At 47.7% G+C, this 24,258-nt stretch carries 22 protein-coding genes; 6 read left to right on the top strand and 16 right to left on the bottom strand.

Annotated elements, in window-relative coordinates; translation table 11 throughout:
- The first annotated feature begins 51 nt into the window (after window positions 1-51).
- A complete protein-coding gene (locus tag V5J35_RS06785; protein ID WP_354010520.1) occupies window positions 52-975 on the top strand; it encodes a gluconeogenesis factor YvcK family protein in 924 nt (307 codons plus the stop codon).
- Window positions 976-990: 15 nt separating this feature from the next.
- Here the strand turns inward: V5J35_RS06785 and V5J35_RS06780 are convergent, their stop codons facing one another.
- The 11 genes from V5J35_RS06780 to V5J35_RS06730 all read right to left on the bottom strand — a co-directional run bounded on the left by V5J35_RS06780 (window position 991) and on the right by V5J35_RS06730 (window position 13,556).
- Window positions 991-1,632: a sugar transferase gene (locus V5J35_RS06780; RefSeq protein WP_354010519.1), complete on the bottom strand. Its 642-nt coding sequence runs from the start codon at window positions 1,630-1,632 to the stop codon at window positions 991-993.
- Window positions 1,633-1,636: 4 nt separating this feature from the next.
- Window positions 1,637-2,866, bottom strand: a complete 1,230-nt coding sequence (locus tag V5J35_RS06775) for a glycosyltransferase family 2 protein (protein WP_354010518.1) — start codon at window positions 2,864-2,866, stop codon at window positions 1,637-1,639.
- Window positions 2,859-3,983, bottom strand: a complete 1,125-nt coding sequence (locus tag V5J35_RS06770; protein ID WP_354010517.1) for a glycosyltransferase — start codon at window positions 3,981-3,983, stop codon at window positions 2,859-2,861. Before V5J35_RS06770 ends, V5J35_RS06775 begins: the two co-directional genes overlap by 8 nt.
- Window positions 3,980-5,488: a GumC family protein gene (locus tag V5J35_RS06765; RefSeq protein WP_354010516.1), complete on the bottom strand. Its 1,509-nt coding sequence runs from the start codon at window positions 5,486-5,488 to the stop codon at window positions 3,980-3,982. Before V5J35_RS06765 ends, V5J35_RS06770 begins: the two co-directional genes overlap by 4 nt.
- On the bottom strand, window positions 5,481-5,993 hold the full coding sequence (locus V5J35_RS06760) for a hypothetical protein (protein ID WP_354010515.1): 513 nt from the start codon (window positions 5,991-5,993) through the stop codon (window positions 5,481-5,483). Before V5J35_RS06760 ends, V5J35_RS06765 begins: the two co-directional genes overlap by 8 nt.
- A 202-nt stretch (window positions 5,994-6,195) precedes the next feature.
- The gene (locus tag V5J35_RS06755; protein ID WP_354010514.1) at window positions 6,196-7,326 is read right to left on the bottom strand and encodes a glycosyltransferase; all 1,131 of its coding nucleotides are present in this window, start codon (window positions 7,324-7,326) and stop codon (window positions 6,196-6,198) included.
- A gap of 35 nt (window positions 7,327-7,361) precedes the next feature.
- A complete protein-coding gene (locus tag V5J35_RS06750) occupies window positions 7,362-8,891 on the bottom strand; it encodes an O-antigen ligase family protein (protein ID WP_354010513.1) in 1,530 nt (509 codons plus the stop codon).
- A 9-nt stretch (window positions 8,892-8,900) separates the two neighbouring features.
- On the bottom strand, window positions 8,901-10,331 hold the full coding sequence (locus V5J35_RS06745; RefSeq protein WP_354010512.1) for a lipopolysaccharide biosynthesis protein: 1,431 nt from the start codon (window positions 10,329-10,331) through the stop codon (window positions 8,901-8,903).
- A 58-nt stretch (window positions 10,332-10,389) separates the two neighbouring features.
- A complete protein-coding gene (locus V5J35_RS06740; protein WP_354010511.1) occupies window positions 10,390-11,478 on the bottom strand; it encodes a glycosyltransferase family 4 protein in 1,089 nt (362 codons plus the stop codon).
- A gap of 25 nt (window positions 11,479-11,503) precedes the next feature.
- Window positions 11,504-12,559 (bottom strand): putative bifunctional diguanylate cyclase/phosphodiesterase, encoded by a 1,056-nt coding sequence (locus tag V5J35_RS06735; RefSeq protein ID WP_354016298.1) that lies wholly within the window; start codon window positions 12,557-12,559, stop codon window positions 11,504-11,506.
- Entirely contained in the window at window positions 12,510-13,556 is a 1,047-nt protein-coding gene (locus V5J35_RS06730) for a GGDEF domain-containing protein (protein ID WP_354016297.1), read from the bottom strand. Before V5J35_RS06730 ends, V5J35_RS06735 begins: the two co-directional genes overlap by 50 nt.
- Window positions 13,557-14,057: 501 nt before the next feature.
- Between V5J35_RS06730 and V5J35_RS06725 the strand changes: the two genes are divergently transcribed.
- From V5J35_RS06725 to V5J35_RS06705, 5 genes are all read left to right on the top strand, one after another.
- Complete coding sequence (locus V5J35_RS06725) at window positions 14,058-14,390, top strand: STAS domain-containing protein (protein WP_354010509.1); 333 nt, start codon at window positions 14,058-14,060, stop codon at window positions 14,388-14,390.
- Window positions 14,362-14,892 carry a hypothetical protein gene (locus V5J35_RS06720; RefSeq protein WP_354016296.1) on the top strand — a complete coding sequence of 177 codons (531 nt, stop codon included), beginning with the start codon at window positions 14,362-14,364 and terminating at the stop codon, window positions 14,890-14,892. Before V5J35_RS06725 ends, V5J35_RS06720 begins: the two co-directional genes overlap by 29 nt.
- A gap of 78 nt (window positions 14,893-14,970) precedes the next feature.
- Window positions 14,971-15,210: a hypothetical protein gene (locus V5J35_RS06715; RefSeq protein WP_354016295.1), complete on the top strand. Its 240-nt coding sequence runs from the start codon at window positions 14,971-14,973 to the stop codon at window positions 15,208-15,210.
- A 172-nt stretch (window positions 15,211-15,382) separates the two neighbouring features.
- The gene (locus V5J35_RS06710) at window positions 15,383-17,983 is read left to right on the top strand and encodes an SLBB domain-containing protein (RefSeq protein ID WP_354010507.1); all 2,601 of its coding nucleotides are present in this window, start codon (window positions 15,383-15,385) and stop codon (window positions 17,981-17,983) included.
- 13 nt (window positions 17,984-17,996) lie between these two features.
- Window positions 17,997-18,704 carry a P-loop NTPase family protein gene (locus V5J35_RS06705; protein WP_354010506.1) on the top strand — a complete coding sequence of 236 codons (708 nt, stop codon included), beginning with the start codon at window positions 17,997-17,999 and terminating at the stop codon, window positions 18,702-18,704.
- A 5-nt stretch (window positions 18,705-18,709) separates the two neighbouring features.
- Here the strand turns inward: V5J35_RS06705 and V5J35_RS06700 are convergent, their stop codons facing one another.
- From V5J35_RS06700 to V5J35_RS06680, 5 genes are all read right to left on the bottom strand, one after another.
- Window positions 18,710-19,465 (bottom strand): substrate-binding periplasmic protein, encoded by a 756-nt coding sequence (locus V5J35_RS06700; RefSeq protein ID WP_354010505.1) that lies wholly within the window; start codon window positions 19,463-19,465, stop codon window positions 18,710-18,712.
- A gap of 24 nt (window positions 19,466-19,489) precedes the next feature.
- Window positions 19,490-20,158 carry a SanA/YdcF family protein gene (locus V5J35_RS06695; RefSeq protein ID WP_354010504.1) on the bottom strand — a complete coding sequence of 223 codons (669 nt, stop codon included), beginning with the start codon at window positions 20,156-20,158 and terminating at the stop codon, window positions 19,490-19,492.
- Window positions 20,159-20,232: 74 nt separating this feature from the next.
- Window positions 20,233-21,456 (bottom strand): hypothetical protein, encoded by a 1,224-nt coding sequence (locus V5J35_RS06690; protein ID WP_354010503.1) that lies wholly within the window; start codon window positions 21,454-21,456, stop codon window positions 20,233-20,235.
- A gap of 66 nt (window positions 21,457-21,522) precedes the next feature.
- Entirely contained in the window at window positions 21,523-22,608 is a 1,086-nt protein-coding gene (gene trmA, locus V5J35_RS06685) for a tRNA (uridine(54)-C5)-methyltransferase TrmA (RefSeq protein WP_354010502.1), read from the bottom strand.
- Window positions 22,609-22,715: 107 nt separating this feature from the next.
- Entirely contained in the window at window positions 22,716-24,023 is a 1,308-nt protein-coding gene (locus V5J35_RS06680; protein WP_354010501.1) for an NCS2 family permease, read from the bottom strand.
- Between the last annotated feature and the right edge of the window lie 235 nt (window positions 24,024-24,258).

The following is a 24,258-nucleotide window of genomic DNA, read 5'->3' as shown; positions in this document are numbered from 1 at the left end:
TTAATAATCTATAATCTTTTTATTATTCTTATTTGGCTTATCCAACATTCAATGGAATCTTTAAAAGCACTCTATCAGTGTCGCCAGATTGTTGCCATCGGTGGTGGCCACGGTTTGGGGCGTGTCATGGCCAGCCTTGGTTTTATGGAAGAAAAACTGGCGGGTATCGTTGCTACAACGGATGATGGAGGCTCAACAGGCAGGCTCAGGGAAGCCAGTGGTTGTATTGCCTGGGGCGATCTGCGCAACTGCCTCAACCAGCTATGTTCTGACAGCCCCAATCTTGCCAGAATCCTGTTTGAATATCGTTTCAAAAACAGCGGGGAGTTCAGTGGCCACAACCTGGGCAACCTGATTATGCTGGCAATGGACCAAATGTGTGTTCGTCCTCTGGATGCTGTTAACCTCATTCGCAAAATGTTGCAGGTTGGGGCGCAGCTTATTCCAATGTCTGAGGAGCCAGCCAGACTGGCTGCCATGCTGGATGGTGAAAAAATAGTCGGTGAAACTGTCATCGACGCATTGGATAAACGGCCTGACCAGCTGATGCTACTCCCTGATATCAAGCCGACCTCTGAAGCTGTTTCCGTTATTGAACAGGCCGATCTGATCATTCTGGGACCTGGCAGCTTCATGACCAGTATCCTGCCTTCTTTGCTGATGAATGATATTGCTGAAGCGATTAATAATAACCACGATGCCCTGAAGGTGTTTGTGGGTAATATCAATCCGGAAACAACCGTTGTCGGAAAACAGCCTATTGCCGAAAAACTGGGCTGGATGCAAGAGATGACGGGGGTTTATCCTGATGTGTTGTTATGGCCTGAAGAGTATGACCGTCCGGAAGGGGTTCGTTGTGCGATACGACAGCTGTCACTTTCTGATCCGCATCAGAAAGGTGCGCACAGCCGGGAAGCCATGAGAAATGCCCTGGACCTTCTTGTCCAGCAGCATCTCACCAATAAAGTCTGTTAAGGGCAGTAATCCGGATTACTGCCCCTTCCCGAGTACCATGACCGAAAATGTCTTGAGCATAACGAACGTGTCCATTTTCAACCAGTCCAGCGGGCTGCTCAGCGCCAGCGCATAAGCGTGGTCGTAGGCCACTTTGTTGCGAACGTCATCAATGCTTTCATCGTATCCAAGACTAACCTGCGCAAGACCGGTCAGACCCGGTACGACGTCGTAGGTGCGCTCTGTATAAAAGGGGATATTACTTTCCAGCCTGTTGCACATGCCGGGGCGCTCTGGTCTTGGTCCGACAATGGACATATCGCCAACCAGTACATTCCATAGCTGTGGCAGTTCATCCAGACGGGTTTTTCTCAGGAAATGACCCAGTTTGGTGATTCGGGGGTCATTTTTCTGCGCCCACACCGGACCACTTTTGGCTTCGGCGTTGGCACACATGGAGCGAAACTTAATCATCTGGAACAGGCTGATATAGTTGTCGCGCTGGTAGCCGATTCGCATCTGCCGGTAAAAGACAGGCCCGGGGCTATCCATTTTGATCGCAATGGCGATAAGCGGGAACAGCGGCAGTGTCAGCGCCAGCCCGATAATAGCTACCGTCATGTCCATTGCCCGTTTACCAATGGCAGTAACAGGGTGAACATAAGTGACGTCTTTCATAACGTTATACTCCTTGGGTACTTCCCTTACTTCTTTTGGCTGCCGAATCGGATTCGACCTTTTTCCATTGCCCTGACTCCAGGCCAAGGACGTATCGGAGTAACCCGATGCCCATGGCAAGGTGTCCGGAAACGATGTAATAAATCACTCTCAAAGGCTTCCAGTCGGGCTGGCTGCCTGTCAGTATGTAAAGCACTGAAACCAGATAAGCGACCAACTGTCCGGCAAAAGCCAGTGCGTAAAACCAGTGGTTGGGAGCCAGCCAGGCTGATGAGACCAGTGCCAGCAAGAGAAAAGCAGGCATCATTGGCCGCAGGAATTTGCCAGAGAAAAAGTTAAAGGCGATTTTGCCAAACCGTGGCTGCAATAAACCAATGCAGCGAATAGCCTGCTGAACATTGCCTGCCGCAATTCGTTTGCGACGACTGAAGTCCATCTCGTTGCAGGCCTGTTCCAGTTCGACGGCAACAATCCTTGGGTCATAAAGACATTTGTAGCCCTTAATGACGATATTGACGGGCAGAACAAAATCGTCATTGATGGTATCCGGAGGCAGTCGTTCAAACAGTTTGCGACGGAATCCATAAAATGCGCCATGGACCCCCAGAGTAGCGCCAATCGCACTCTCATGGGTCTTAATCTGACGCTGGTACGCCCAGTAAGCCTGTTCGCCTGCACTCAGTGACTGGAAAAACTGATAGCTGCCGCACACAACACCGGTATCTTCTTCACTAAGCTGGGAGGCTGTGATCAATAAGCTGTCTATCGATAGCAGGGCTGAAACATCAGACAGAACCACTACATCACAGTCGCAGAGACTGATCGCTTCATTCAGAACAGCGACTTTGCCACAGTTGTCCGGCTTATCGACCACGTCAATGATGAGATGCCTGTTCTCTCTGGCTTTTGCGGCACCCCGGGCGATGTCAGCCGTTTCATCGGTGCAGCCATCGCAGACAATAATGATGCGAAGTTTATTTTCCGGATAGTCCAGTGTGCCAAGGTTGTAGATTTTGTCTGAAATGGTGTCGGCCTCATTGTGGGCAGGCATGACCAGACAGATTCTGGGCAACATCAGGTCCAGAGGCGTAACGTTAAAATGGCGGTGAAAATAGGGCGGCGGCGAGGGGTGTTTTTTAGACAGTACGCGAAGTAACAAAGGGTATCCGGCATGGTGATAAATAATCACTATGCACGCGACAATAAACAGGGTAAGGGCTAATCCGTCAAGCATCACAGCCCTCCCCGGGTCTTTCCTGTCTGCCGAGGTTGTGCAGGTAATAACCCTGATACTGGGCAATCATGCGCTTCAGGTCGCCGTGTTCTTTCACAAAGGCTCTGGCAGACTGTCTGGCATTGTCAGAGCAGCCTTCTTCCAGTTGACGTTGCAGGGCGGTTGATAAGCTGTCGATATCACCAGCAGGCACAAGTAAACCATAATCCGGAGCAGTGGCTTCACTGCAGCCCCCGACATCGGTCATAACAACATGTCTGCCACAGGCCTGTGCCTCTAAAGGCGACAAGGGCAAACCTTCCCGCTGTGAAGCCAGGCAGAAGACGTCAATGGCCTGGAAAAATTCCGGCATGTTCTCGACCACACCCAGAAAATGCACCCGGTCTGAAACACCAAGAGATACAGCCTGTTGGCGCAATGATGTCTCCAGCTCGCCGCCACCCGCCAGTGCAAGGTGCGTGTTTTTGGGCAGTAAGGCAAAAGCGGATAGAAGAATATCGTGAGATTTTACGGCGGTCAGCCGGGCTGCACAGCCAATAACAGGCACATTTGTAGGAAGCCCAAGATGTTGACGGGCCAGATTCTGGTCACCGGGTTTAAAGCGCTCAGTGCTGATGCCATTCATGATGACTTCAGTAGGGAACATTGGAATGTAACGCTGAATGCTCTGTGCTACCAGCCGGGCGTCAGCAATAACAGTTGGCCTGAGCAGATGGAAAAAGGTGCCAACCAGGATTCTGCGTTTCAGGTTGGCCAGGTGCCAGGCATCGTGTTCCGTGTGAACATGACCACAGCCTGCCATTTTTGCGGCCAGCCCACCATACAGCATAGGGCCAACATGGTGTGTATGTACGACATCAACCTTAAGAGAGCGAAGTAAATCTGCCAGCTGGCGGATAGTCGACAGCTGAATACCCGGCGGCTTGTTAAGGGCATGCAGGCGGGGAACATTCTGCAATCTTGGCCAGTTGTCCTTAAGAGAAGTCTCTGTTCCTTCAAGGCTGATAATGTGTACCTGCTCAGGGTTTTCTGCACCGCTTTGCAGATCGAGAACCATTGTCTCAATGCCGCCGGGAGCAAGCTGCTGTGCAATCTGGGCTATAACAGGTTGTTTCATGCGCTGGCCCCCTCTTCATGTGAGAATGAGTCGGTCTGCGGGTTATAAGTCAGTGGCAGTGCCTGGGGCATGGCTGGCAAACGGGTGATAACCGGTAAACCGGTCATTGTCTCCACGGTTTCTCGTAAACGCAGACTGGTGTCTGAGATTTCTGAAATAGCGGCCAGGCCTGTGCCTATACCAAGCCCGGCAAATAAGCCGGCAACAATAAACAGGGCAGCTGGTATGACATTAGGCCGGCTGGGAGTAAAAGGTTTATCGATGACCTTTACCCGCTCCATCTCTTCATAGCGGCCAAGGTCGCCCGACACCCTGGCCATCTCATAACGATTCAGGAAGTCTTCATAGAGTTTGAGCTTGACGTCGTAATCCCGCTGTAATTCCGTCAGGCTGCGTTCCACCTCCGCAAAATCCCGAACGCTGTTTTCAAGATTCTCGGACTGTTTTCGAATGCTTTCTACCTCATTTTTCAAGCCAATCACTCTGGCATTAGCATCCTGCACGGCCTGTAACTGGGATGCCAGAATGGTGGTGGTTGTACCCTGGTTGCCAATATCCATATTGCCAGCACTGGTGGCAGCCAGGTTCCAGAGTCGCTTAATGTCTTCCGGCGTTAGCTGAGAGGTTTCCGATATTAACCGTTTTCTCTCGGATTCAAGACGTTCGAACTCTCTGGCAGCGGCACGCACTTTACTGTGCTGCTCTGTGTAACGGGATCGCAGCATACTCAGGTCGGCACGAATGGCGATCAGGCGCTCTTCGAGTTTACCGATTACAGGATTGGTCTGGGCCAGGTTGTCGTTGAATTCTTCCATAGACGCTTCAGCACCAGCGAGGTCTGTCATTTTTTCCGTCAACAGCTGTCTTAGCTCAGCCAGACGAGTGATATTGGCTTTATGAAGTTGAGGCAGTTCCAGTGCGTATCTGGCTTTGTAATCAGACAGCCTTTTTTCCGCCGCTTTCAAATCCGTTTTTTGCCGGTCAAGTTGATTTTCCAAAAAGTCTTCTGAGGTACTGGTCCAGGATTTATGGGGAGCCAGTACAATTTTCAGAAAGTGTTTGGTGACCGTCTCAAGCAGAAAGGCGATGTCTGTTCTGTTTTCTGAACGATAGAAGATTTTGATCAGCTCACCACCAAAAACAATTGACAGTGAATTAGACAATTCAGCCAGCTGCTCATCCACTACATTCTGTGGGGAATCGTCGTTGATATAGCCCAGATCTTTTGCCACAGCCCCAAGAACGTTCCGGCTTTTGAGAAGAATTTTCAGAGCCGCCTGTCGTTCTTCCAGGTTGGTAGATATAGAAAAGTCTTCCAGGATCGGGTTGAGTTCACTGGTATCCTGCAAAAGAATCGTGGTGTGAGCTTCATAAAATTTGGGTGTCAGAAAACTTACAGCGAAACCGATCACAGGCATGATCAACATGGGTATGACAATGGTATAACGCCTCACCCAGGCAATATTCAGGAGTCGGAAAAGGTTTAATAGTACGTCGTTAGACACCTTTTCCTCCGAACACCTGAATGACTACTGTGTCCCTGGCCTGACCGGGCTGGTACAGCTCTTCAATGTCTGGTGTATAGCTTTGTAACAGGTTTTTAAGACCCTGTATTCGCAACCAGGAGGTATGCAGGTCTTCAAAACCATTTTCTTTGGATGTGGGAGAGATCGAAATAATAATACTGATCGAATCATTGGCTGGTAGTGTTTGAAAAAATAACTCAATGATTTTCTTTTGCTGATCGGTCAGCATTCGAATACTGGGTTCATAGTGAAGCGACATTTTGCGCACAAAAGCATGGTCGCTGTAACCTTTGCCTCTATGCTCTTCAATCATCTTTTCGATGGAAGCCAGTAATTGCTGATTCGTTGCTGGTTCTGCCTCAGTACCAGCCATGGTTGCCTGAATCGGACCCATTTGGCCGTTTTTATTGGCACAGCCAGAGAGCACTGGCAGCATGATCATGAGCCAGAGAGTGATTGTCTGGAAACTGAATATCCTTTTCACTGCAAGGTTTCCTTTCACATCACAGGTTTGCCAGTTAAATACCTGTAGCGTCAATTATGTGTAAGAGCTTCAGTTCTGGAAGTAGAAAGCAGTCGTTTTATTATTGGTTTTTGACGGATTTTTACTTCTACATCAGTCCCTTAGATGCTCAGGTTATATTTAATTGTAGTTGTAATTTTCAGGGTTGGCGGGGTGGCAGTCATCAATGTTCTGCCAGATGATTGACAAGGTCTTCCAGCTGGTTTGCCCGATGCTGCCATGACTCATCAATTACCATGGTCTGCCTTGTTTGTGTGTGGTCGCGATTTTCAAAAGCTCTTTGTATTACCCTTGAAAAGGGTTCCTTGTGTTTTTGAATGGCTACCTGCTCCTGATAAACCCTGACTGCCGGGAAATCGGTACTGGCAATCGCTGTTCCGGAAGCCAGATACTCACGTAGTTTCAATGGGTTACAGGCTTCAATCTGACGATTGTGTCTGAACGGGAGCATGGCAACATCCCAGTGCTGGACATAGCCTGGTAGTTGAGAATGGGCTCTGGGACCAAGGAAATGAACGTTAGGGAGTTCTTCCAGAACGCCAACTTTTGTTTTTACCGCTCCGACAAATACAAAGTTCCAGCTGGGCATGGCGGTGGCTGTTTGTGCCATCATTTCTACATCCAGCCATTCCGACAGGCTGCCATAAAATCCGGCCGTTGGGCCTTCATCCGGAAAGTCACCGGGGTGAGGGGCAGGCGTTGAAAACAAATCAAAATCAACGCCATGGGGCAGCATAACGGTTTTTGGTCCGGGGAACTTTTGGGCAAGCTCTTCACTGACGACCAGAATCAGGTCAACTTTTCTGACCAGCTCGCGCTCCATGGGGTTAACGGTTGAATGGTCGACGCCTTCCAGAGCGTTAAAGTCATCGCCACAATAATAGATGGAAGCTTTCTCATCGAGCGCTCCAACCACGTCAACCGCAGTAGGCAGAGAAACCCATAGAACAATGTCTTTGAAGTCATGTTTGGCACAGGCTAACTGAATATGTTTGGTCAGCCAGCGTTTGTTGATTTTTCGAACCAGTGACAGCCCGTGGAAGGGGATAACTCTGGGGTTCAGGATAATGGGTTTTGGACTATTGTTGATTATTTCAGGTGTTTTAGACAGTCCGATCATAGCCCTGAGTTTGTTAATCACTCTCATTAAATCTTTAAAGCCGGGCCTTGGGCTTCGCATGCCAATCGAGTTAATCCAGATCACCCTGTGTTTTTTTAATAAATGGCTGATCAGGTGCTGCGTACTGGATGGCAGTCCTCCCCAGTCTTCTCCGAACACCACAAGGTCAGCCATCGTAATTCTCCACTGGAGCGATTGTGGATAGCGTCTTAATAATCCGGGACTTTAACCGGTTTAGCATTCGAATAACCTTTTCCCTTCAGGGGATTGGCAGACTTTCCTTTTTTATCTGCCGTACCTTCTTCATTCTTTAATTCAGACTCAGATTCGGGGTAATGGTTATCCATGAAGTTGGCAATGGCGATGCTGATAGAGGTGATAATGTAGATGGGCCACAAGAAGCCCTGGCTAAGAAAGCTGCCGGAAATGCAGAAACCCACCAGACCGGCATAGGTTCCTACAGTGATGGCTGATATCGGCGGGTTGTAGTCCGGTGTCCCCCTCAGCTTATCCAGCCGGGCAAGGCTGGCGCGGATTGACAGAAAAATGGTGTAAATCATAAACAGGAACAGCCCCAGTCCAACAAAGCCAGACTCAGCCAGCACCTGAAACCAGGTACTGTGGGTAACATGAGCCTTTCCTTCTGCCTTGCTATGGGTGGCGTAGTCCCAGTAATTATCCAGAAACATCGATAATCCTACTCCCGTCATCGGGTTTCTGAGTCCCATATAGAAAGCGGCCTCCCAGGCATGTATTCGACCCATTGCGGACTCGTCCACTCCCTCTTCCTGGGCGCCGCCGGATTTACGGTCGCTGATACCGGCTGCGGCGACCAGAATCATCAGGCCAAAACTGCCAATACTGATCAATAGTAATTTGGACTTGATGATTCGCAGACCAAAGATCCCCAGGACCGCAATGGTTGCCAGCAAGCCACCCCGACTCTGGGTAGCGATAATGGCAGAAATAAAGACGCCAAATCCAATAAGACCAAGCAGTGTTTTAAATTTTCCAGTCCCCCGGGTGACCGCGAAAGCAATGGCATAACTCATTGGAAAGCTCAGCACCAGAGATAAGTCATTGGGGTCACCCAGACTGGTGCCGGGTATGGTTACACGGGTTTCTTCAACCATACCGATACCATTGGCTTTGTTATACAGGGTGACAGCTCCTACGATCAGTCCTGCACAGATAATGAGAAGGTGTGCCAGTTTAAAGTGCCATTTCTCGGTCATCAGCCAGGAGATGGCCAGTACCATGATGCCGATCTTTACATAAACGCTGGTGAAGGTGCCAAAGGCTGAAGGGGGATGGCTGGAGAACAATATGCCGAGAACGACCCAGCCGAAAAAGCGGGCGAAAATAGTGTGTTCGCGCCGCCAGTAAACCTTAACTTTTCGGGTCAGAATAATGTGCCATGCCAGTACGAAATAAGAACCAAGTGCCGTTAATAACGGTATCTTGATCGGGTCCAGTTGCGGAACGACTTCATGCAGCCGGAAAAATGAAAACAGGATAAAGGTGAGGCAGACGACAAAGGGTTTTCTGAGAATAAAGAGCAAACCCAGTGGTATAACCGCCAGCGGCATCAACGCTACAGGGTGAGGCAGAATCAACGGCGGTAAGGCGGCCAGCAGGCAGTACACCATCACGAACTTGTTCTTGTACTTACTGTTCAGGAGTGATCCGATCCAGGATTCCTGTAAAGCTGCTTTGTTCAGCTCCTCTATGGTGTTCATCTGGATTACTCAGTGCCTTAGGTATCGCACGACAGTCAGAGCCTGCTGCCTGAAGGCCGTCAGCATGACTGACCCAAACAACAAAGCGCCCATGACGACTGTTAGGGTAAAGAACAGCCAGCTGTTAAGTTCTGTTGCAAAAAATGACCGGAACCACTGCAGACCTGCCAGCATGATGGCAGAACTGATAAAGCCTGGCAGCATAGCCCCCAGCAATTGCCTGACTGACACCGAAAACAGGGGAAGCATGATTTTTGCATGAAGGGCAAAGCTAACCACGGAAATGCCTAACCACGCTATGGAAACGCCTTCCACTCCGTACTGAATACCCAGAAAAACCATAGGCAGCATCAGGATAGAGCCTGCCAGTGTATAGGTGTTGCGTTCAGGTTTGCCAATGGCGGTAATAGCGGTCGCCAGTATTTCTGACATTAAGCGGAACGGGCTGGCCAGGCAAAGAAGTTGGAAGGGAATGATGGCTGCCAGCCATTTCTCGGACAGTACCAGAATAACCAGTTCCGGCGACACGGCACACATACCAAAGTACATGGGAAACAGGATCAGGCTACCCAGCTGCACTGACTTTAGCAGGTACTGACCGGCAACTTCTTTTTCATTCTGGAGTTTGGCAAAGGATGACAGACCCAGATGAGTCAGCAGTTCACCCATTTTATCGCCAGGCAGGTTGGCAAGGTTATGCGCGACAGAAAATACTCCCAGCTCGGTTTTGCTCAGCAGGCGTCCGATACTGATGCTGGTAAAAACGTTATAGGCATAGCGAAGAACATCGTTAATGGTGGCGATGCCACTGAAAACTGCGACCTTAGTGAAACCACGAAAGCTCATGGCCGGGAGAATCCAGCAGGGTTGTAACCGGAAAAAGCCGATCATAGCAACGGTACGCATAAACAGGTGTCCAAGCACCAGGGACCAGACACCTGCTCCTGATGCTGCCAGTATCAAGGTAAAGACACTGGTGCTCAGGGTTGTGACAAACTGTACTTTTTCCCTTTGCTTATAAAGCATATTACGGCTGGCCAGCGAATAGGGCAGGGTATGAAAAATCATGATGAGGTGTTGAACCGCCATGGCCTGCACCAGAATGGCCACTCTGGGTTCGGAAAAAAAGTCTGCAATCAACGGGGCCGAACAATAAAACAGCAGAAAAAATGCCACACAGGAAATAATATTGACGGTAAACGACTGTCTTAGCATTTGTGGTGTTAAGTTTTCCACCTGAATAATGGCTTTTCCGATGCCAAAGTCACCCATCAGGGCAAATACGCCGATAAACACCATAGTCATGGCAAATAAACCATAATCATCCGGCGTCAACAGACGGATAAGAATCAGGGTACTTAACCAGGTGAAAATCTGGGCAGCCAGTCTGAGCATGGCACCGACCTTCAGACCTTTTATAACGTTATGACCCACTTCCATGTGGTTGCCTCATTGTTTATACGGCAATAAATGGCAGGAGTGACTGCTGACGGCTCCGTTATTGCTCTCGCGGTAGTTCTTGTAATAGTTCCTGTGCCTGTTCCTGTACTGGCATTTCAGGCCAGATGTAGCCGGCTTTATTGACGGCATGCCGGTAGAGCGTCAGAAGCTCAGGAATAACAGCGTCATAAGAGTAATTCTTTCTGATCGTTTCAATGCAGGTTTGGGCCAGTTTTTTCTTATCTTCATCCGACAGGCATTGCCAGTGCCTTATCTGCTTGCTCATCTGCTTAATATTTCCCTCTGAAATAATCCAGCCATTGCTGCCTGCTTCAATCAGTTCAGGTAAGGCACCAACGGCAAAACTCAACACCGGGATACCGTGGGCCATGGCTTCCAGTGCGACCAGTGGCAGACCTTCCTCTCTGGACGTGATGCAAAGCAGGCCAACCTGTTGCCAGTGAGGCTCCATACTGGTGACTTGCCCGGCAAATTTGACGTTGGGTGCTTTACTGGCAGCCAGAGTTTCGTGCAGATTGCCAGAGCCGTAGACCGTGAAATGCAAATCAGGCAGATGCTTGGCCAGCTGCAGGAATAAATCAGGACCTTTTTCATGGCTTAGTCGCCCTACAAAGGCTACTTCCTGACCGGTTGTGGCTGACCACCGGGGCGCTTCGATAAAGTTATTCATCAGCTTGACCGGTTCTGGCAGGCGCAGGGCTATTTCCGGGCTGACGGCAATATTGTGTGAAAGTCTGCTGGTGAGTTCGTCAAACCAGTGATAGAGCCTTATCAGCCCGCTGCCCCGGTCACCATTATGAAAAGTGGATACAATCGGTGTGTCGGTCAATTTGGCAGCGAGTCTGCCAATAATATTTGCTTTATAGCCGTGTGTATGGATAAGCAGAGGCGAATGTCTGCGGCACCACAAGCCTGCACTGTTGATTTTGCCATCAAGGTATTCAAAAGGTATCTGGTGGTGGTGCAACAATGGCTCGATAGGATGATCTGCGTTATAACGGCAATAAAACAGGATGGAAGGCGAGTAACCGAATTTTTTCAGGCCTCTGGCAAGATGGAGTGCATGGGTTTCGATACCTCCCTGCTGACGGGAGTCCAGAAATATTGCAATATCAGGGCTGTCCATAACATCCATTCCATGCTCTGTTGCGTTATTGGTGTCTGTCCCAGTTTTTCAGTACATCGAGGAATTCATCATCAAGCATTGGCTTGCCATAAAAATATCCCTGCCCCTCAAGACAGCCTGCCTGGCGCAAATGGCTTTCCTGGGCAGCGGTTTCAACGCCCTCGGCAATCACTTCGAGTCCAAAGCTTTTTCCTAACTGGATAATGGCCTCGACAATCACGGTGTTCTCTTTGCTGCCCGGGAGGCCATCAACAAAGGATTTGTCGATTTTGATTTTGTCGAACGGGAATCGTTTCAGGTAACTCAGTGATGAATAGCCTGTGCCAAAATCATCAAGTGCCAGAATCACGCCTGCTTGCTTGAGGCGTTGCAGTTGTGCGGAAGACACTTCGATATCTTCCATAATCGAGGTTTCGGTTACTTCCAGTTCCAGCTTATTGGCAGGAATCTGGTACTTGTTCAGCAAATACTCCACCCGTTCAACAATATTTTTATCCTGAAGCTGAACCGCAGACAGGTTGACGGCCATTCTCAGCTCTGTATATCCGGATTGACGCCAGACATTCAGTTGGTTGCAGGCAGATTCCAGCACCCAGTCGCCAATAGGGATAATATCCAGACTGTTTTCGGCCATGGGGATAAATGTATCGGGTGAAATAAGCCCTTTGTCCGGATGCTTCCAGCGCAACAGGGTTTCAACGCCAATGATTCTTGAACTGTTCAGGTTGACCTGTGGTTGAAACCTCAGGCTCAGTTCACTCTGCTCCAGTGCCAGATGTAAATCCATTTCCAGTTTTTTGCGCTGGCGGATTTCAGTATCAATCGTGGCAATATAAAACTGGTAACGATTTTTGTTGCGGGACTTTGCCATGATCATGGCAAATTCAGATTGTTGTAAAAGGTTGTCGACATCCTGCCCGTCGTCGGGGTAAAGGGTAATGCCTACTGTGGCGCTGATGGTGATATGTTCGCCATTGATTGCAAAAGGCCTGGCGAGCTGCTTCAGCAGTTCCTGAGCCATTTCAGCCGCTTCATAGGGCTGTTCCAGTGGTGACAGGACAATGGCAAAACTGGTCTTCACCCAGACGGCCGATATAAGCCCGGTTACCAATCTGGTTTCTCAGGCGGTCGGAGATTTTGACCAGAATATGCTCTGCTGCATTGAAATTGAACTGTGCATTCAGCGATTTGAAATCATCGAGCCCCAGACAGAGGATTGCCATTTTCTGCTGGTTTTCATCGATTTGGGAGATCAGCTTCTGTAAGTGTTTCTGCAATGTACGGCGATTGGGCAGGCGCGTCAGGTAATCGTATTGAGACAGACGCATAATCTGCTCTTCGGCTTTCTGGCGAAGCTGGAAGTTGCGTTCAATGGAATCAAGCAGCTGGTTGGCTGTTCGAACCCAGAGGCCCAGCTCGTTCTGCCTGTGTCCACTGGGCATAGGGAGCTTGTGCTGACCTGGCTGGTCCGGATTGATTTTTGCCAGATTTCGAATCAGCCGGTTTAATGGTTTGGTTAATAACAGTGTGTAGATGAAATACAGTAACAGCGCCATTGCCAGTGAACGCACTAGTCCTGATAACATAACGATATAGGAGCGCTGGATAAACTCCCGACCATAATAGGCTGTGTCAATGGCCAGCAGCAGTTCACCGTAATGCTCTCTGTCAGGGGGCCTGGTATCCAGGCTGACCCGATAGATGCGGATTGGTTCAAAAATATAATCTGAAAACTGCCTGTACCTTGAGGTGGACAGGGGTCTTTCAACAACAGCGAGTTCGGGCTCGTCGGGGATTTTTATAGCGGCTACATGGACAGACTTGTGCTCAAGAAGCCCGGTAAGAATTTCTTCGCCCATCTGGGGTTCAATTCGGTAAGCAGCTCTCAGGGATGGTTCCCGAATCATGGAGAGCATTTGTTCGGCTTCAGAATCAATGGCAAGGCTGGACTGTCTGGCGTCAATGAAGATTTGAATCAGGCTGAGTGCAAATCCCAGACAGAAAGCTGCCAGAAGCACCACTTTCAGCAGCTTCATCGAGAGTTTCTGTTTGAGGTTTAAATCCTGTTCAGTATTCATACAGTCTTACTTCTGTAATGCCATCCATTCAAAAAATCTCTACAGAAATACGTCGATGAATGCTGTCTGGCTGATAGAAATGTTTTCATTCGTATTTTTGAATAGAAGAATCAGGTTGTCTGGCTAGAAAGTCGAGCTGTTCATGATTCTTCAAACATCGTGACTTTAACTATAGAGAGATCAACAGTTTTTTTTAATAAAAAAACGAAATTATTTTTTCGCTATAAATTATTGTTTTGTAGGCTTATTAATTGTCTGTTGGCTTTCTGCTTTTGTTGTTTTTATAAAAAAAGAGTGAATGTTTTGACTAATTGAGATTTTGAGTGGAAATCACTATTTTACTGCTGTTGAATATTTCTAATTATTATATCTATAGCTAATTAGTCTGGTCTGTTTGTCTAATCTGGAAGGTAGCCTTAATGAAAATGCGTTAGTTCATCAGTGGTTTCAGAACATTAACAATATCTGGCTGCTGTATTGAAAGGAAAGGAGTAGAAGGTAATGGATTACGCAACATGGAATGCCCAGTCTTGTGATGTTATTGCTCTGAATAGTCAGTTTAATGCTGAGACAGTCAATGATGTAAGATCTCATTTTGATCGTCTCATTAAAGATTGCGCAGGTGATGTTCTCGTTGATATGAGTTTGGTTAAAGAACTTGATTCTTCCGGGATCGGAGCTTTGGTCTTTCTCTATAAGCGATTGAAAATTGAAAATCGTCAGTTGGCTCTATTGGGTGTAAGCGGTAAACCTAATGAATTGTTGACTATGCTGAGAATCAATCAAACGATTAAACAATACGATAATGTTGATGATTATATGTCGAATCATTAAATCGTTTATCAGAAAAGCCGTACTGAATAACAAATACCCTGAAGGTCGTTCCTTCGGGGTATTTTTGCTGTTTGCAGTATTAACTGGTTGTAGTAGCTGGCCAGAGCCTGTTGGTAGTATTGAGGAAGATGCTGATAAGGGGTATGTAGAAGGAATCCTGAACATATCTATTGCGCGTTTGGAAATTCTTGAAAGTAATGGCGCTTCATACTGCTTACCGGGGCAAGTGAACAGAGCCAAAAATTTGCTGTCAGTTGCGAAAAGGGAACTTGATAAAAGACTATATCTTGGCGCTGAGTTCAGTCTTGTTCAGCTTATGGGGCAGCTCGATTATACCGCAGACCTGATGATAGGACTGGTTGAAGGTAGTGAATGCCTTAACAGTTTCAAATATAACGCTAAAAACAAAGATAAAGACGTAGTGACTAAGTATTTAGATACGTTAAGTGATCTGTTGAACTGCCAGTGCGATCAGATTACTGATGATGGAAAACTGGCTTAGGACTTTCAAAGAAGACTCAAGCTGGCAGCTAACTCTCTGAATAGTTTTAATCAGCTGAGTATCAATATTTATTCAAGTATGTTTTCAGAGCAGGTTGAAGAAATAGTGCTTTATTTTTCTAATCATGGTGCCAGAAAGGAGCAGATTCAGGTTCGTTACATTAAGCCTGGTAAACATAACGTGAGTAAAGATGGTATGTGGTTTGAAGTTGCATCGGTAAAACCTGAGCAGCGAGCATTGATAAAAGATTTAAATAAGAATTTGAGAGTCATCAAGCTTAAACAGGAGGAGAACAATGAAATTCACCTCGTTGATTAGCCTTTTGTTTATATTGTTAGTACCGGATTTTTCCTGGTCTAACACTGTAAAACCGGGCAGTAGTATTGTTCTGTTTGATGATAAAAATGTTCCCATAATTCCAATAACTTCAGTTAATAAACACGGAGTCCTCATACTTGGTGAAAGGAGTATTGACCTTGCTGGAATTGAGTTGACCTCTGTTTCTGAAACGCTCAAAAGAATCATAGGGGAGGTCTATCCGATCAATTCCGCTGTTATTTACACAGATAATGAACTGGCCAGAGTAACTATTCTTGGTGATATTAAGCAGCCTGGAAGCTACCTACAGCCAAAATCATCACCTGTGTGGCAGTTGAACTATTTTAACACGTTATATGATCACAAATTATTCGAAGCTGATATTACCGTGATTCGGGGTAATAGTGAAAAACGACTTACTGAGAAATCTTTGAAAGATGTAGTGGTTATGGATGGTGATATTTATTTATTGTCACTAAGAAAAAACACTGAAGGCCAGAAAAAAGCTGATCATGAAATATCAGACAATGAGAGCAACCCTGAACTTCATACCAGTCGGAATACAAAATCACTGACTTCAGAAAATAATAGAGTGATGATGGAGAAGCACACTCAAAAACAAACCGATATGGCTAATCAGCTTCGTAATCTGATAGCTTCTCAAAATAAAATATCGGAAAAAAACAGTCAGAAGCAGGCTTCAGAAAAGAAAGAAGAAGCACTTTCAGACATTAGCCTGTCCAGAAGTCATATCATTCAGCCCGGAGATATTGTTACAGTTAATCTGCCTGGAGAAGAAGGCTTTAATAACGATTTTCTTATTGACAGGAATGGGACTCTTTCATTGCCTGAGGTTGGTCAGGTATCGCTGGGTGGTATGTCACTTGAGGCAGCTGAAAAACATATTTATCAGGCTCTTTCCAGTGTTTACCTTGGCCTGGATAAATTATCGGTTCTGGTTAAAGAGCGTCGCTTATTAGTAACCGTTCTGGGTTTTGTGGAAACCCCCGGGCAGGTTGAAATGCCAGATACCGGCAATGTCCAGACAGCTATCAGTTTGGCAGGGGGGCTGAAGGACGGTGCTCAGCTCAACAAACTCCAGCTTCAGCGTGGTGACAAAATAATAGAGTTTAACTTTAAAAAATATCTGGATACCGGTGACGCAGTGATGATTCCGCCACTGAAGTCTCTGGATACAATTTTTGTTCCTTCTTCCCCTGATTTAAGTAGCGTTTATGGTCAGGCGGGGACGGATTCTGCTTCTGGTATCGACCCAACAGAAGACAGAACAGCCATAAGAGTTTTTGGTGAAGTGATTCGACCCGGTAGTTTCGCTTTTGTTGAAGGGATGACGATTATTGATGCTTTGCTTCGGGCAGGAGGGGTCACTCGTTATTCGAGCGTTGAGCAAATTCGGGTGATTGATGATGGTGAGCCGATTCTGTTTAATTTGAAAAGTTACCTTGATATCGGCGACTTAGGACAACTGCCTATTTTGAAGGAAGGGGCAACCGTGTTTGTACCCAAGCAGGTTGATGCGGTTAATGGTGGTGGCCGAACCGTTTATGTTATGGGACAGGTTCAGAAACCCGGTGCTTTTGAAACTGGTGAAAAAGTCAGTTTTCTGGATGTTCTGGCTAATGCGGGGGGACCAAACCGGTATGCGGATAATAGTATGGTTCGTATTCTCAGAGCTGACGGGAATGTTATTCGTTTCAACTTGCAGGAGTATGCCGAGGGAGGTGACGCTAAATTGCCCAGGGTACTGCCGGGCGACGCAATATTTATACCTCAGAAAAGTACGCTCGTTGATGACTCCTGGTTAAAGATTCCTACCAATACATCAGTACGAATAATCGGCGCGGTTCAGAAACCCGGACGCTATTTATGGTCTGAAGGCATTAATTTTATGGATATGCTGTCGCATGCCGGAGGACCCAATGCCAAAGCGGATATAGCCCGTGTAAGGATTGTCAGCACCGGGGATAATGGTAAAGCTATCAGCAGGGAGTTCAATCTACAGCATTTTATAGAACGTGGCGGCAACTGGAATTCACTGCCGAAGTTGAGTGGTGGTGTTACAGTGATTTTTCCAGAACTGCCGGAAGACCCGTCTGATAATAAGGCTCAATGGATTCGTTTATCCAGTGAGCAGGCTATTTACATCATGGGGGCGGTTGTTACCCCGGGGCGTTATGCCTTCAGTGATGAGATGGGTGTTCTTGATATTCTGTCTGCTGCCCAGGGGCCAACAGAAGAATCTGATCTGACCAATATCCGGATTATTCACAGAAACGGTCTGGCTCCCAGGGTCAGTCGCCTGAATCTGGTTGAATATTTCGAAACCGGCGATGAAACCCTGTTACCCCATGTCTCCAATGGCGACAGTATTTTCATACCTTCCCGAAACCGAAGCTGGGTTCAGAAAAAAAGCTACGAAACCATTCGTGTTCTTGGCTCTGTAAAAACAACCGGACGATATGATTTCAGTTCTGACATGACCATCCTTGATATATTGGCTCAGGCTGGAGGCCCTACGAATACTGCACTGGTTGAAAAAATTATTATCGTAAACACTGTCGCTGATAAAAATCAGGCTTATACATTTGACCTTGTCGAGTTTATGAAAGACCCGGATCTGGACAAATTGCCGGTTTTGAGGGCGGGCGATACGATTTTTATTCCTGATGTAAAAAATACAAAGTGGGCTTACTTCATGGATATTGTAAGAGATGCTGTAGGTATAGTGTCTATATTTGCGTTGGCTAAGTAGAATCTGGTAGCAAATGATAAAACTGCCGATTAACTACATCGAAGTCGAGATGGTTTACAGTAATTCTATTGGGCGCGGTTTACGTTCATTAGCCGTTACTTCGACGAATCCCGGAGAAGGTTGCAGTACCATGGCTTATGCCCTGAGTAAACGGGCAGAGGCTGACGGCAAACATGCCCTGTTGGTGGAAGTAAATCTTTTGCACCCGGAACTGGGCGACTTATCGGGCCATCTTCATACTGACTGGATGCCTGATCCCAACTCTGCTGATGCCTGCATCATGCACGATGATGAAGCAGAAATTGATATTCTTCCGGCTCCCTGTGATACCGATGCCCTGATGTTTCGTAACCTCAGCAATATGAATAAACTGATGGAGCACTGGCTGGAGCATTATGACGTGGTCGTGTTTGATACCTCGCCGGTCAGGGCAATAAATCGCAATAACATTCCGGCAGAATCCATTTGCGCCATGGTGGATGGGGTTGTGATGATGGTCATGGCGGGTGTTACCCGGCAGACTGACTTACAGAAATCCGTGGAAAAGCTGCGACTTAACGAAGCTACCCTGGTTGGGTTTGTCTTCAATGATTTGCACAACCCCAGGTTGGCTGATGAGCTGGTCAGGGAAACAAGGCGTCTTGATAAATGGCTTCCCAAGACGATGGAAAAAATCAGGAAATATGTCAGAAGGTCGTCATTTCTCAATCTCGAACTGTAAGCTTCTCAGAACTCTTCCAGCAGCTGGTCAATAAAACCCTCATTTTTCAGTGTTTGTAACACTTTACTGATTTCCATTCCCTGTTTGATTTTAGTCTTGCTGAACATAAAGCTCACTGGTACGCAGTCAAATTTATTGCCTCTGGCAAACGCCTGTGGATAAGTGGTACTGAGCAGGTAATCAGCAATCAGCTGGTCAATAAGGGCAGCATCGGTTCTTCCGTAGCTCAGAAGGTTCAGTACCCGTTCTTCGTTGCTGGAATTGATTCGGTAGATGGTTTTTTTAGCGAATAGCTCTGTGAAGGAGTTGTAAACATAACCTTTTACCACCCCCAGGCGCTTTCCAGCCAGGTCGGCAGGCTGGTTGACAGGAAAAACGTGATCTTTCTGGAAAATCATGATTTCACAATGATCAGCATAAGGTGAGGTAAAATACACGTTATCTTTTACCCGGAACCGCCAGGATCGGGATGTCCAGGCTTCCAGATCGATCTTTCCTTTTGCCACTCTCTGTATCAGGCGATGAAAAGGTACACTTCTGTAGGCAAAGTCAAAACGACTGACAGAGCTGACTTTATCCAGTAGCTTTTCGATAATCCCTTTGCGCTCGTCATGCCAGTAAAGGGGAGGGTAATCCTGAGGGAAAACACCAACCAGAAGGGTTTCCCGCTGGTTGGCATCATTTTTTGTATTGACGTCCGGGTTGGCGAAGGCAAATCCACTAAAAATAACAGCAATAATCAGGGTGGGAAATCTGTACATTATTGTCTGCTGTCCGTCTGGCTTTTATGTAGGGGGTGTACTTCCTATATCTATCACTGGCCCCAAATATTTAGGCTCGGTATCAAACCAGTGTACCTCCAGAAGCGCCAGCATCCTGGCCAGAACCTCCCGGGTGCGATTGGTCAGGTCACTGTTTTTGCCCTCTCCGGCATTGAATGCAACGGCATTGCTGCCGTTGTTCAGGGCAATATAAATCGCCCGCTTGTTATGGTACGCCTGTGAAATAACGGTAAACTGACTCAGCCCAAATACATCTCTGGCGCGAATGATTGAATCCAGGGTCCTGAAGCCCGCGTAGTCCCTGTAGATATTCTCTGCTGGCACGCCGAGCTTGAGCAAATCCCTGCGAATGGTGCTGGGTTCATTGTAATAAGGGGTGCCATTATCACCACTGATCAGGATGTATTGAATTTTACCGGCTTTGAATAATTTGCTGGCAGCATCGACACGAAGCCGGTAATGGTCGTTCTGGCCACCGGTTCTTGAGTATTTACTGGTTCCCAGTAATACCCCGACTTTATTGTCAGGCAGTTTGTCGATATCGGAATAAAGGTAACTTTCTGTGCTTACATTGATCAGTAGATTGGCAACCACCAACAACGTGGATGCAACAATAACGACAGTGGCAAGCAAACCCATTACAACCTGTAAACGGGTCAGGCTGGCTCCCATGCAGAGCTCTCCTTGAACAAATTGATGCTCTGCACAGTTAACCACAAACCGCTATTTCAACCAATAGAGGCTTTCTATTTACTGCTTTGAAGTCGGCGCTGAAGAATTCCGGCAACGGTCTCTGAAGGATGATCTGGCACTCCGATACTTTCCAGCCCCAGGCTGTCCCTGTCCGTCTGGATGGCTGACAGCAGTTTGCTTTTCACCTGCTCTGGTGATGACGCAACAAATGCCAGTTGCTTTCGAGTCAGGAAGTTGTTGAATTCGGGCTCTGCAACATAAAGAACAGGTTTCTTTTTGTAGAGGGCCTGGGCAGCAATCGAGGATTTATGTACCACAACGGCTACGGACAGTTTGCTTAAAACCGTGGTTGAATGCGCACCCTTGTCGATCACTCTGACGTTACCTGCGGCCAACTCTTTTACAACCTTTCTTTCCAGACTGCCGTCGGTTTTGGGGTGAGAGGTAACAAGGAACAGGATGGACGGCATAGCCCTTACTGCCTCGACAAATATTCTCAGGTAAGTTTCATAAGTGGTGTCATACCCCCCGGCAAAAACGACAACGGGCTGGTTTTTGTCAATGTTCAGCTCCTGACGGACAATATCGGTACTGGTCTGTTGATAAATGTTGTCCCAGGCTTCCAGAGCAGGAGTGCCACTGACTGTAAGGACGCTTGTTGCAAAGGCAGGCTGACCATCAAAGCTGCTGCGTGTGGCGATACTCGGAATATGATACTCATCGGGCGGAATTACCCTGTTCAGGAATGGCTGCACATACTCTTTATCTGCAACAGGGTCAAAGTTGTCATAGAAAGCAATGGTATAGCTGCCCTTGCTCTTAAAGGCATTGAGTAGCTGAGCCTGAACAACACTGGACATGCCTGAGTAGACAATGCCGGGACGAATGGGCTTGATAATGTCTTCAAGCTCAAATGATGAGAGTTCTCTGGTTCGGTCGTTTTGCAGTAATAACTGGTTTTCTACCAAAGCTTCCAGCCGGTATGGGTGCTCTTTGAAAATTTCGCTGGCCCGGCCAAAGGCAAGGATCCGGTAATTGATCTGGTGCTGTTGTAAAGCTTTTTCCAGTTGCAGGAAAGCATTGCTTTCTCCCTGGTCGTAGGCAACAAACAGCACATCCAGCTGACGGGAGTCATGCCTGGCGGGCAGGCATCCTGTTAGTACTGTACCCGCTAATAGCACTAAAACGACGAATAGAACTATGCTCAGGAACAGCCCAGGCCAGCGTGATAAAAAATCCCTGTTTTCCATCGGGTGAAGATAACCTGCATTAATCATTCTTGTTCAAGCAGGTTTCAGTGTAGTTGAGCACAGCGCCACCGGGAGCTGTGCTCGACCATCAGGCTAACGGCGGGTCAGAAAAACGCCCATTTCACGATGATGGGTATAAGGGAACTGATCAAACAGGGCGATTCGTTCAACCTTGTGGGTTTGATTAATCGTTTCCAGATTCTCTTTCAGTGTTTCAGGATTGCAGGAAATATAGACAATTTTTTCAAACCGCTGAACCAGAGCCTCTGTGCCTTTATCCAGACCGGCGCGGGGAGGATCAACCAGAATCGTTGAAAAGTTGTAACTTTCCAGATCAATGTCTTTCAGGCGGTGGAATTCTCGTTCAGCATTCATTGCCTGGGTGAACTCTTCACTGGACAGGCGCGCGATAGCAACATTCTCAACGCCATTCATTCTGAAGTTTTCATGGGCTGAATGAACGGAAGTTTTGGAAATCTCGGTAGCCAGAACCCGGTCAAACTGTTTTGCCAGAACGCAGGTAAAATTGCCGTTACCACAGTAAAGCTCAACCAGATCTTGTCCGGCACTCTGGCAGACATCACTGGCCCAACTCAGCATGTGCTCGTTAACGCCAGCGTTAGGCTGTGTAAAGCTGTTTTCAACCTGTTGGTAGCGGAATGGCTGGTTATTGACGGTCAGCTCTTCCGTCACATGATCCCTTCGCAGCACGATTTTCTGCTTGCGGGCCCGGCCAATAATGCTGATATCCAGAGTTTCCTGCAGGGCTGTTGCCGCTTCCTGCCAGGCATCATCGAGCTGACGATGATAGAGCAGTGAAACCAGGGCTTCTCCGGTCTGTGTGGTCAGGAATTCGATCTGGAACAGACGCTTACGCAGGTGATCGTTCTGTTCGATCTGCTGCATCAATGGCTGCATCAACTCATTGATACGTCTGGAACCCGCCGGAAAGTCCTGTACGCTGAATGGCTGACGGGTTTCGGGGTCGAACATGCGGTAAAAGCTGTGCTCTCCCTCGTGCCAGATGCGGAACTCGGCACGCATCCGGTAATGTTCAGGCTGGGACCGGAAAACTTCCAGTTCCGGAATATCAAAAGCCTCAAACTCGGCATAAACCTGGCTGACCTTCTCTGTCAGTTGTTCTTCGTATCTTTCGGGCTGTACTACGGCTAATGACATGATGATGTTCAGGGGGTAAATAAAAACCGGCGCGCATTATACAAGGTACTGAATGCGAGGTCGCCGGTTTTTATTCTCTACAGTGAGTTAGACTCGTTGGTCGGGTGTTACATGGCAAGCTTGGCCAGGCACAGAACACCAACAGTGTAGGAAACGATGGAGATCTGGCGGGCGTTGCCACTCAGCGCTTTCAGACCAATGTAAGACAGCATGCCAATGATAATACCTTCAGCAATGCTGTAAGTCAGAGGCATGAACAGCAGGGTCAGGAAGGCAGGGATGGATTCGCTGAAATCATCCAGGTCGATCTCCTTGATCGGTGACATCATAAACAGGCCGACCAGAACCAGCGCAGGAGCCGTCGCTGCACCAGGTACCATCAGGAACAGTGGAGACAGGAACAGGGCTACAAAGAACAGACCTGCTACGGTCAGGGACGTCAGACCTGTGCGGCCGCCAGCGGATACGCCCGACGCGCTTTCAACGAAAGTGGTCACCGTACTGGTACCCAGACACGCACCGGCAGTCGTTGCAATCGCATCGGCAAACAGGGCCTGCTTACAGTTCGGTACCTCTCCCTTTTCATTCAGCATATCCGCTTTGGTTGATACGCCGACCAGGGTTCCAACGGTGTCGAACATGTCAACGAACAGGAAGGTGAACAGAATGATAGCCATATCAATGGTAAACACCTGATCCCACTGGAACTGGAAGAAGATAGGGGAAATATCCGGTGGTGTCAGGCCATTGCTGAAGTCAGGCAGCGCAGTCACGCCCATGGGGAGACCGATCAGGGTGGTCGCGAAGATACCAATCAGCAGCGCACCCTGAACCCCTTTCACCAGCATAACACCGGTAATCAGAATACCAATCAGGGCCAGCAGAGGTTGTGGATCGGTCAGGGCGCCAACAGTCACCATTGTGGCTTCATTCCCTACGACGATGCCGGAGTTTTGCAGGCCGATAAAGGCAATGAACAAACCAATACCGCAGGAAACGGCTTTTTTCAGGCTTAATGGGATACTGTTAACGATGGCTTCACGAATATTGAACGCTGTCAGGATCAGAAAGATGATACCTTCCAGCAAGATGGCAGTCAGTGCCATCTGCCAGGAATAGCCCATGCCCAGTACAACGCCATAGGCAAAGAAAGCGTTAAGACCCATACCCGGAGCCAGGGCAAAGGGCAGTTTGGCCCACAGCGCCATAACCAGCGTACCGATAATGGCAGAAATCGCTGTTGCCGAGAATACCGCACCAAAATCCATGCCAGCATCTTTCAGGATCAGCGGGTTGACGATCAGGATATACGCCATGGTCATAAAAGTGGTGAAACCGGCGATCACCTCCGTTTTGGCATCTGTTCCATGAGCTTTCAGCCCAAAAAAGCGATCTAGTGAGTCCCTGCTGAGCATAGGTTCCTCTTTGTTTACAGCGGTGTTGCGTTCTTTAAGATTGAACGTTCGTTCAGGTATCTTGGTTACGCTGGCGTTGAATTAAAGTTTTGAATTATATGCTTTTAATTCCTTGGTGGAATATTGGTGATTATCGAAATGCTGCGCTGTACTCATAGCGGTTCTATCACTCAGTCTTCAGTCTGCTAGGGGCTGGTCAGTACCGGTACCACAATATATTGAGGTGCTGAAAAGC

Origin of the sequence: Endozoicomonas sp. NE40, from assembly GCF_040549045.1 — a bacterium.
In the GTDB taxonomy this organism is placed as follows: domain Bacteria; phylum Pseudomonadota; class Gammaproteobacteria; order Pseudomonadales; family Endozoicomonadaceae; genus Endozoicomonas_A; species Endozoicomonas_A lisbonensis.
The sequence above is the reverse complement of the archived record's forward strand: the minus strand, read 5'-3'. Positions and strand labels throughout refer to the sequence as shown.

Bases quoted from the DNA above. Each gene is read 5' to 3' on its own strand.
- V5J35_RS06680 (WP_354010501.1), bottom strand. From the start codon at position 24,023: ATGCTCAGCAGGGACTCACTAGATCGCTTTTTTGGGCTGAAAGCTCAT.
- V5J35_RS06690 (WP_354010503.1), bottom strand. From the start codon at position 21,456: ATGATTAATGCAGGTTATCTTCACCCGATGGAAAACAGGGATTTTTTA.
- V5J35_RS06715 (WP_354016295.1), top strand. From the start codon at position 14,971: ATGTTTTCAGAGCAGGTTGAAGAAATAGTGCTTTATTTTTCTAATCAT.
- V5J35_RS06745 (WP_354010512.1), bottom strand. From the start codon at position 10,331: ATGGAAGTGGGTCATAACGTTATAAAAGGTCTGAAGGTCGGTGCCATG.
- V5J35_RS06695 (WP_354010504.1), bottom strand. From the start codon at position 20,158: ATGGGAGCCAGCCTGACCCGTTTACAGGTTGTAATGGGTTTGCTTGCC.
- V5J35_RS06705 (WP_354010506.1), top strand. From the start codon at position 17,997: ATGATAAAACTGCCGATTAACTACATCGAAGTCGAGATGGTTTACAGT.
- V5J35_RS06720 (WP_354016296.1), top strand. From the start codon at position 14,362: ATGTTGATGATTATATGTCGAATCATTAAATCGTTTATCAGAAAAGCC.
- V5J35_RS06750 (WP_354010513.1), bottom strand. From the start codon at position 8,891: ATGAACACCATAGAGGAGCTGAACAAAGCAGCTTTACAGGAATCCTGG.
- V5J35_RS06780 (WP_354010519.1), bottom strand. From the start codon at position 1,632: ATGAAAGACGTCACTTATGTTCACCCTGTTACTGCCATTGGTAAACGG.
- V5J35_RS06730 (WP_354016297.1), bottom strand. From the start codon at position 13,556: ATGAATACTGAACAGGATTTAAACCTCAAACAGAAACTCTCGATGAAG.
- V5J35_RS06740 (WP_354010511.1), bottom strand. From the start codon at position 11,478: ATGGACAGCCCTGATATTGCAATATTTCTGGACTCCCGTCAGCAGGGA.
- V5J35_RS06770 (WP_354010517.1), bottom strand. From the start codon at position 3,983: ATGAAACAACCTGTTATAGCCCAGATTGCACAGCAGCTTGCTCCCGGC.
- V5J35_RS06785 (WP_354010520.1), top strand. From the start codon at position 52: ATGGAATCTTTAAAAGCACTCTATCAGTGTCGCCAGATTGTTGCCATC.
- V5J35_RS06700 (WP_354010505.1), bottom strand. From the start codon at position 19,465: ATGTACAGATTTCCCACCCTGATTATTGCTGTTATTTTTAGTGGATTT.
- V5J35_RS06755 (WP_354010514.1), bottom strand. From the start codon at position 7,326: ATGGCTGACCTTGTGGTGTTCGGAGAAGACTGGGGAGGACTGCCATCC.
- trmA (WP_354010502.1), bottom strand. From the start codon at position 22,608: ATGTCATTAGCCGTAGTACAGCCCGAAAGATACGAAGAACAACTGACA.
- V5J35_RS06725 (WP_354010509.1), top strand. From the start codon at position 14,058: ATGGATTACGCAACATGGAATGCCCAGTCTTGTGATGTTATTGCTCTG.
- V5J35_RS06775 (WP_354010518.1), bottom strand. From the start codon at position 2,866: ATGCTTGACGGATTAGCCCTTACCCTGTTTATTGTCGCGTGCATAGTG.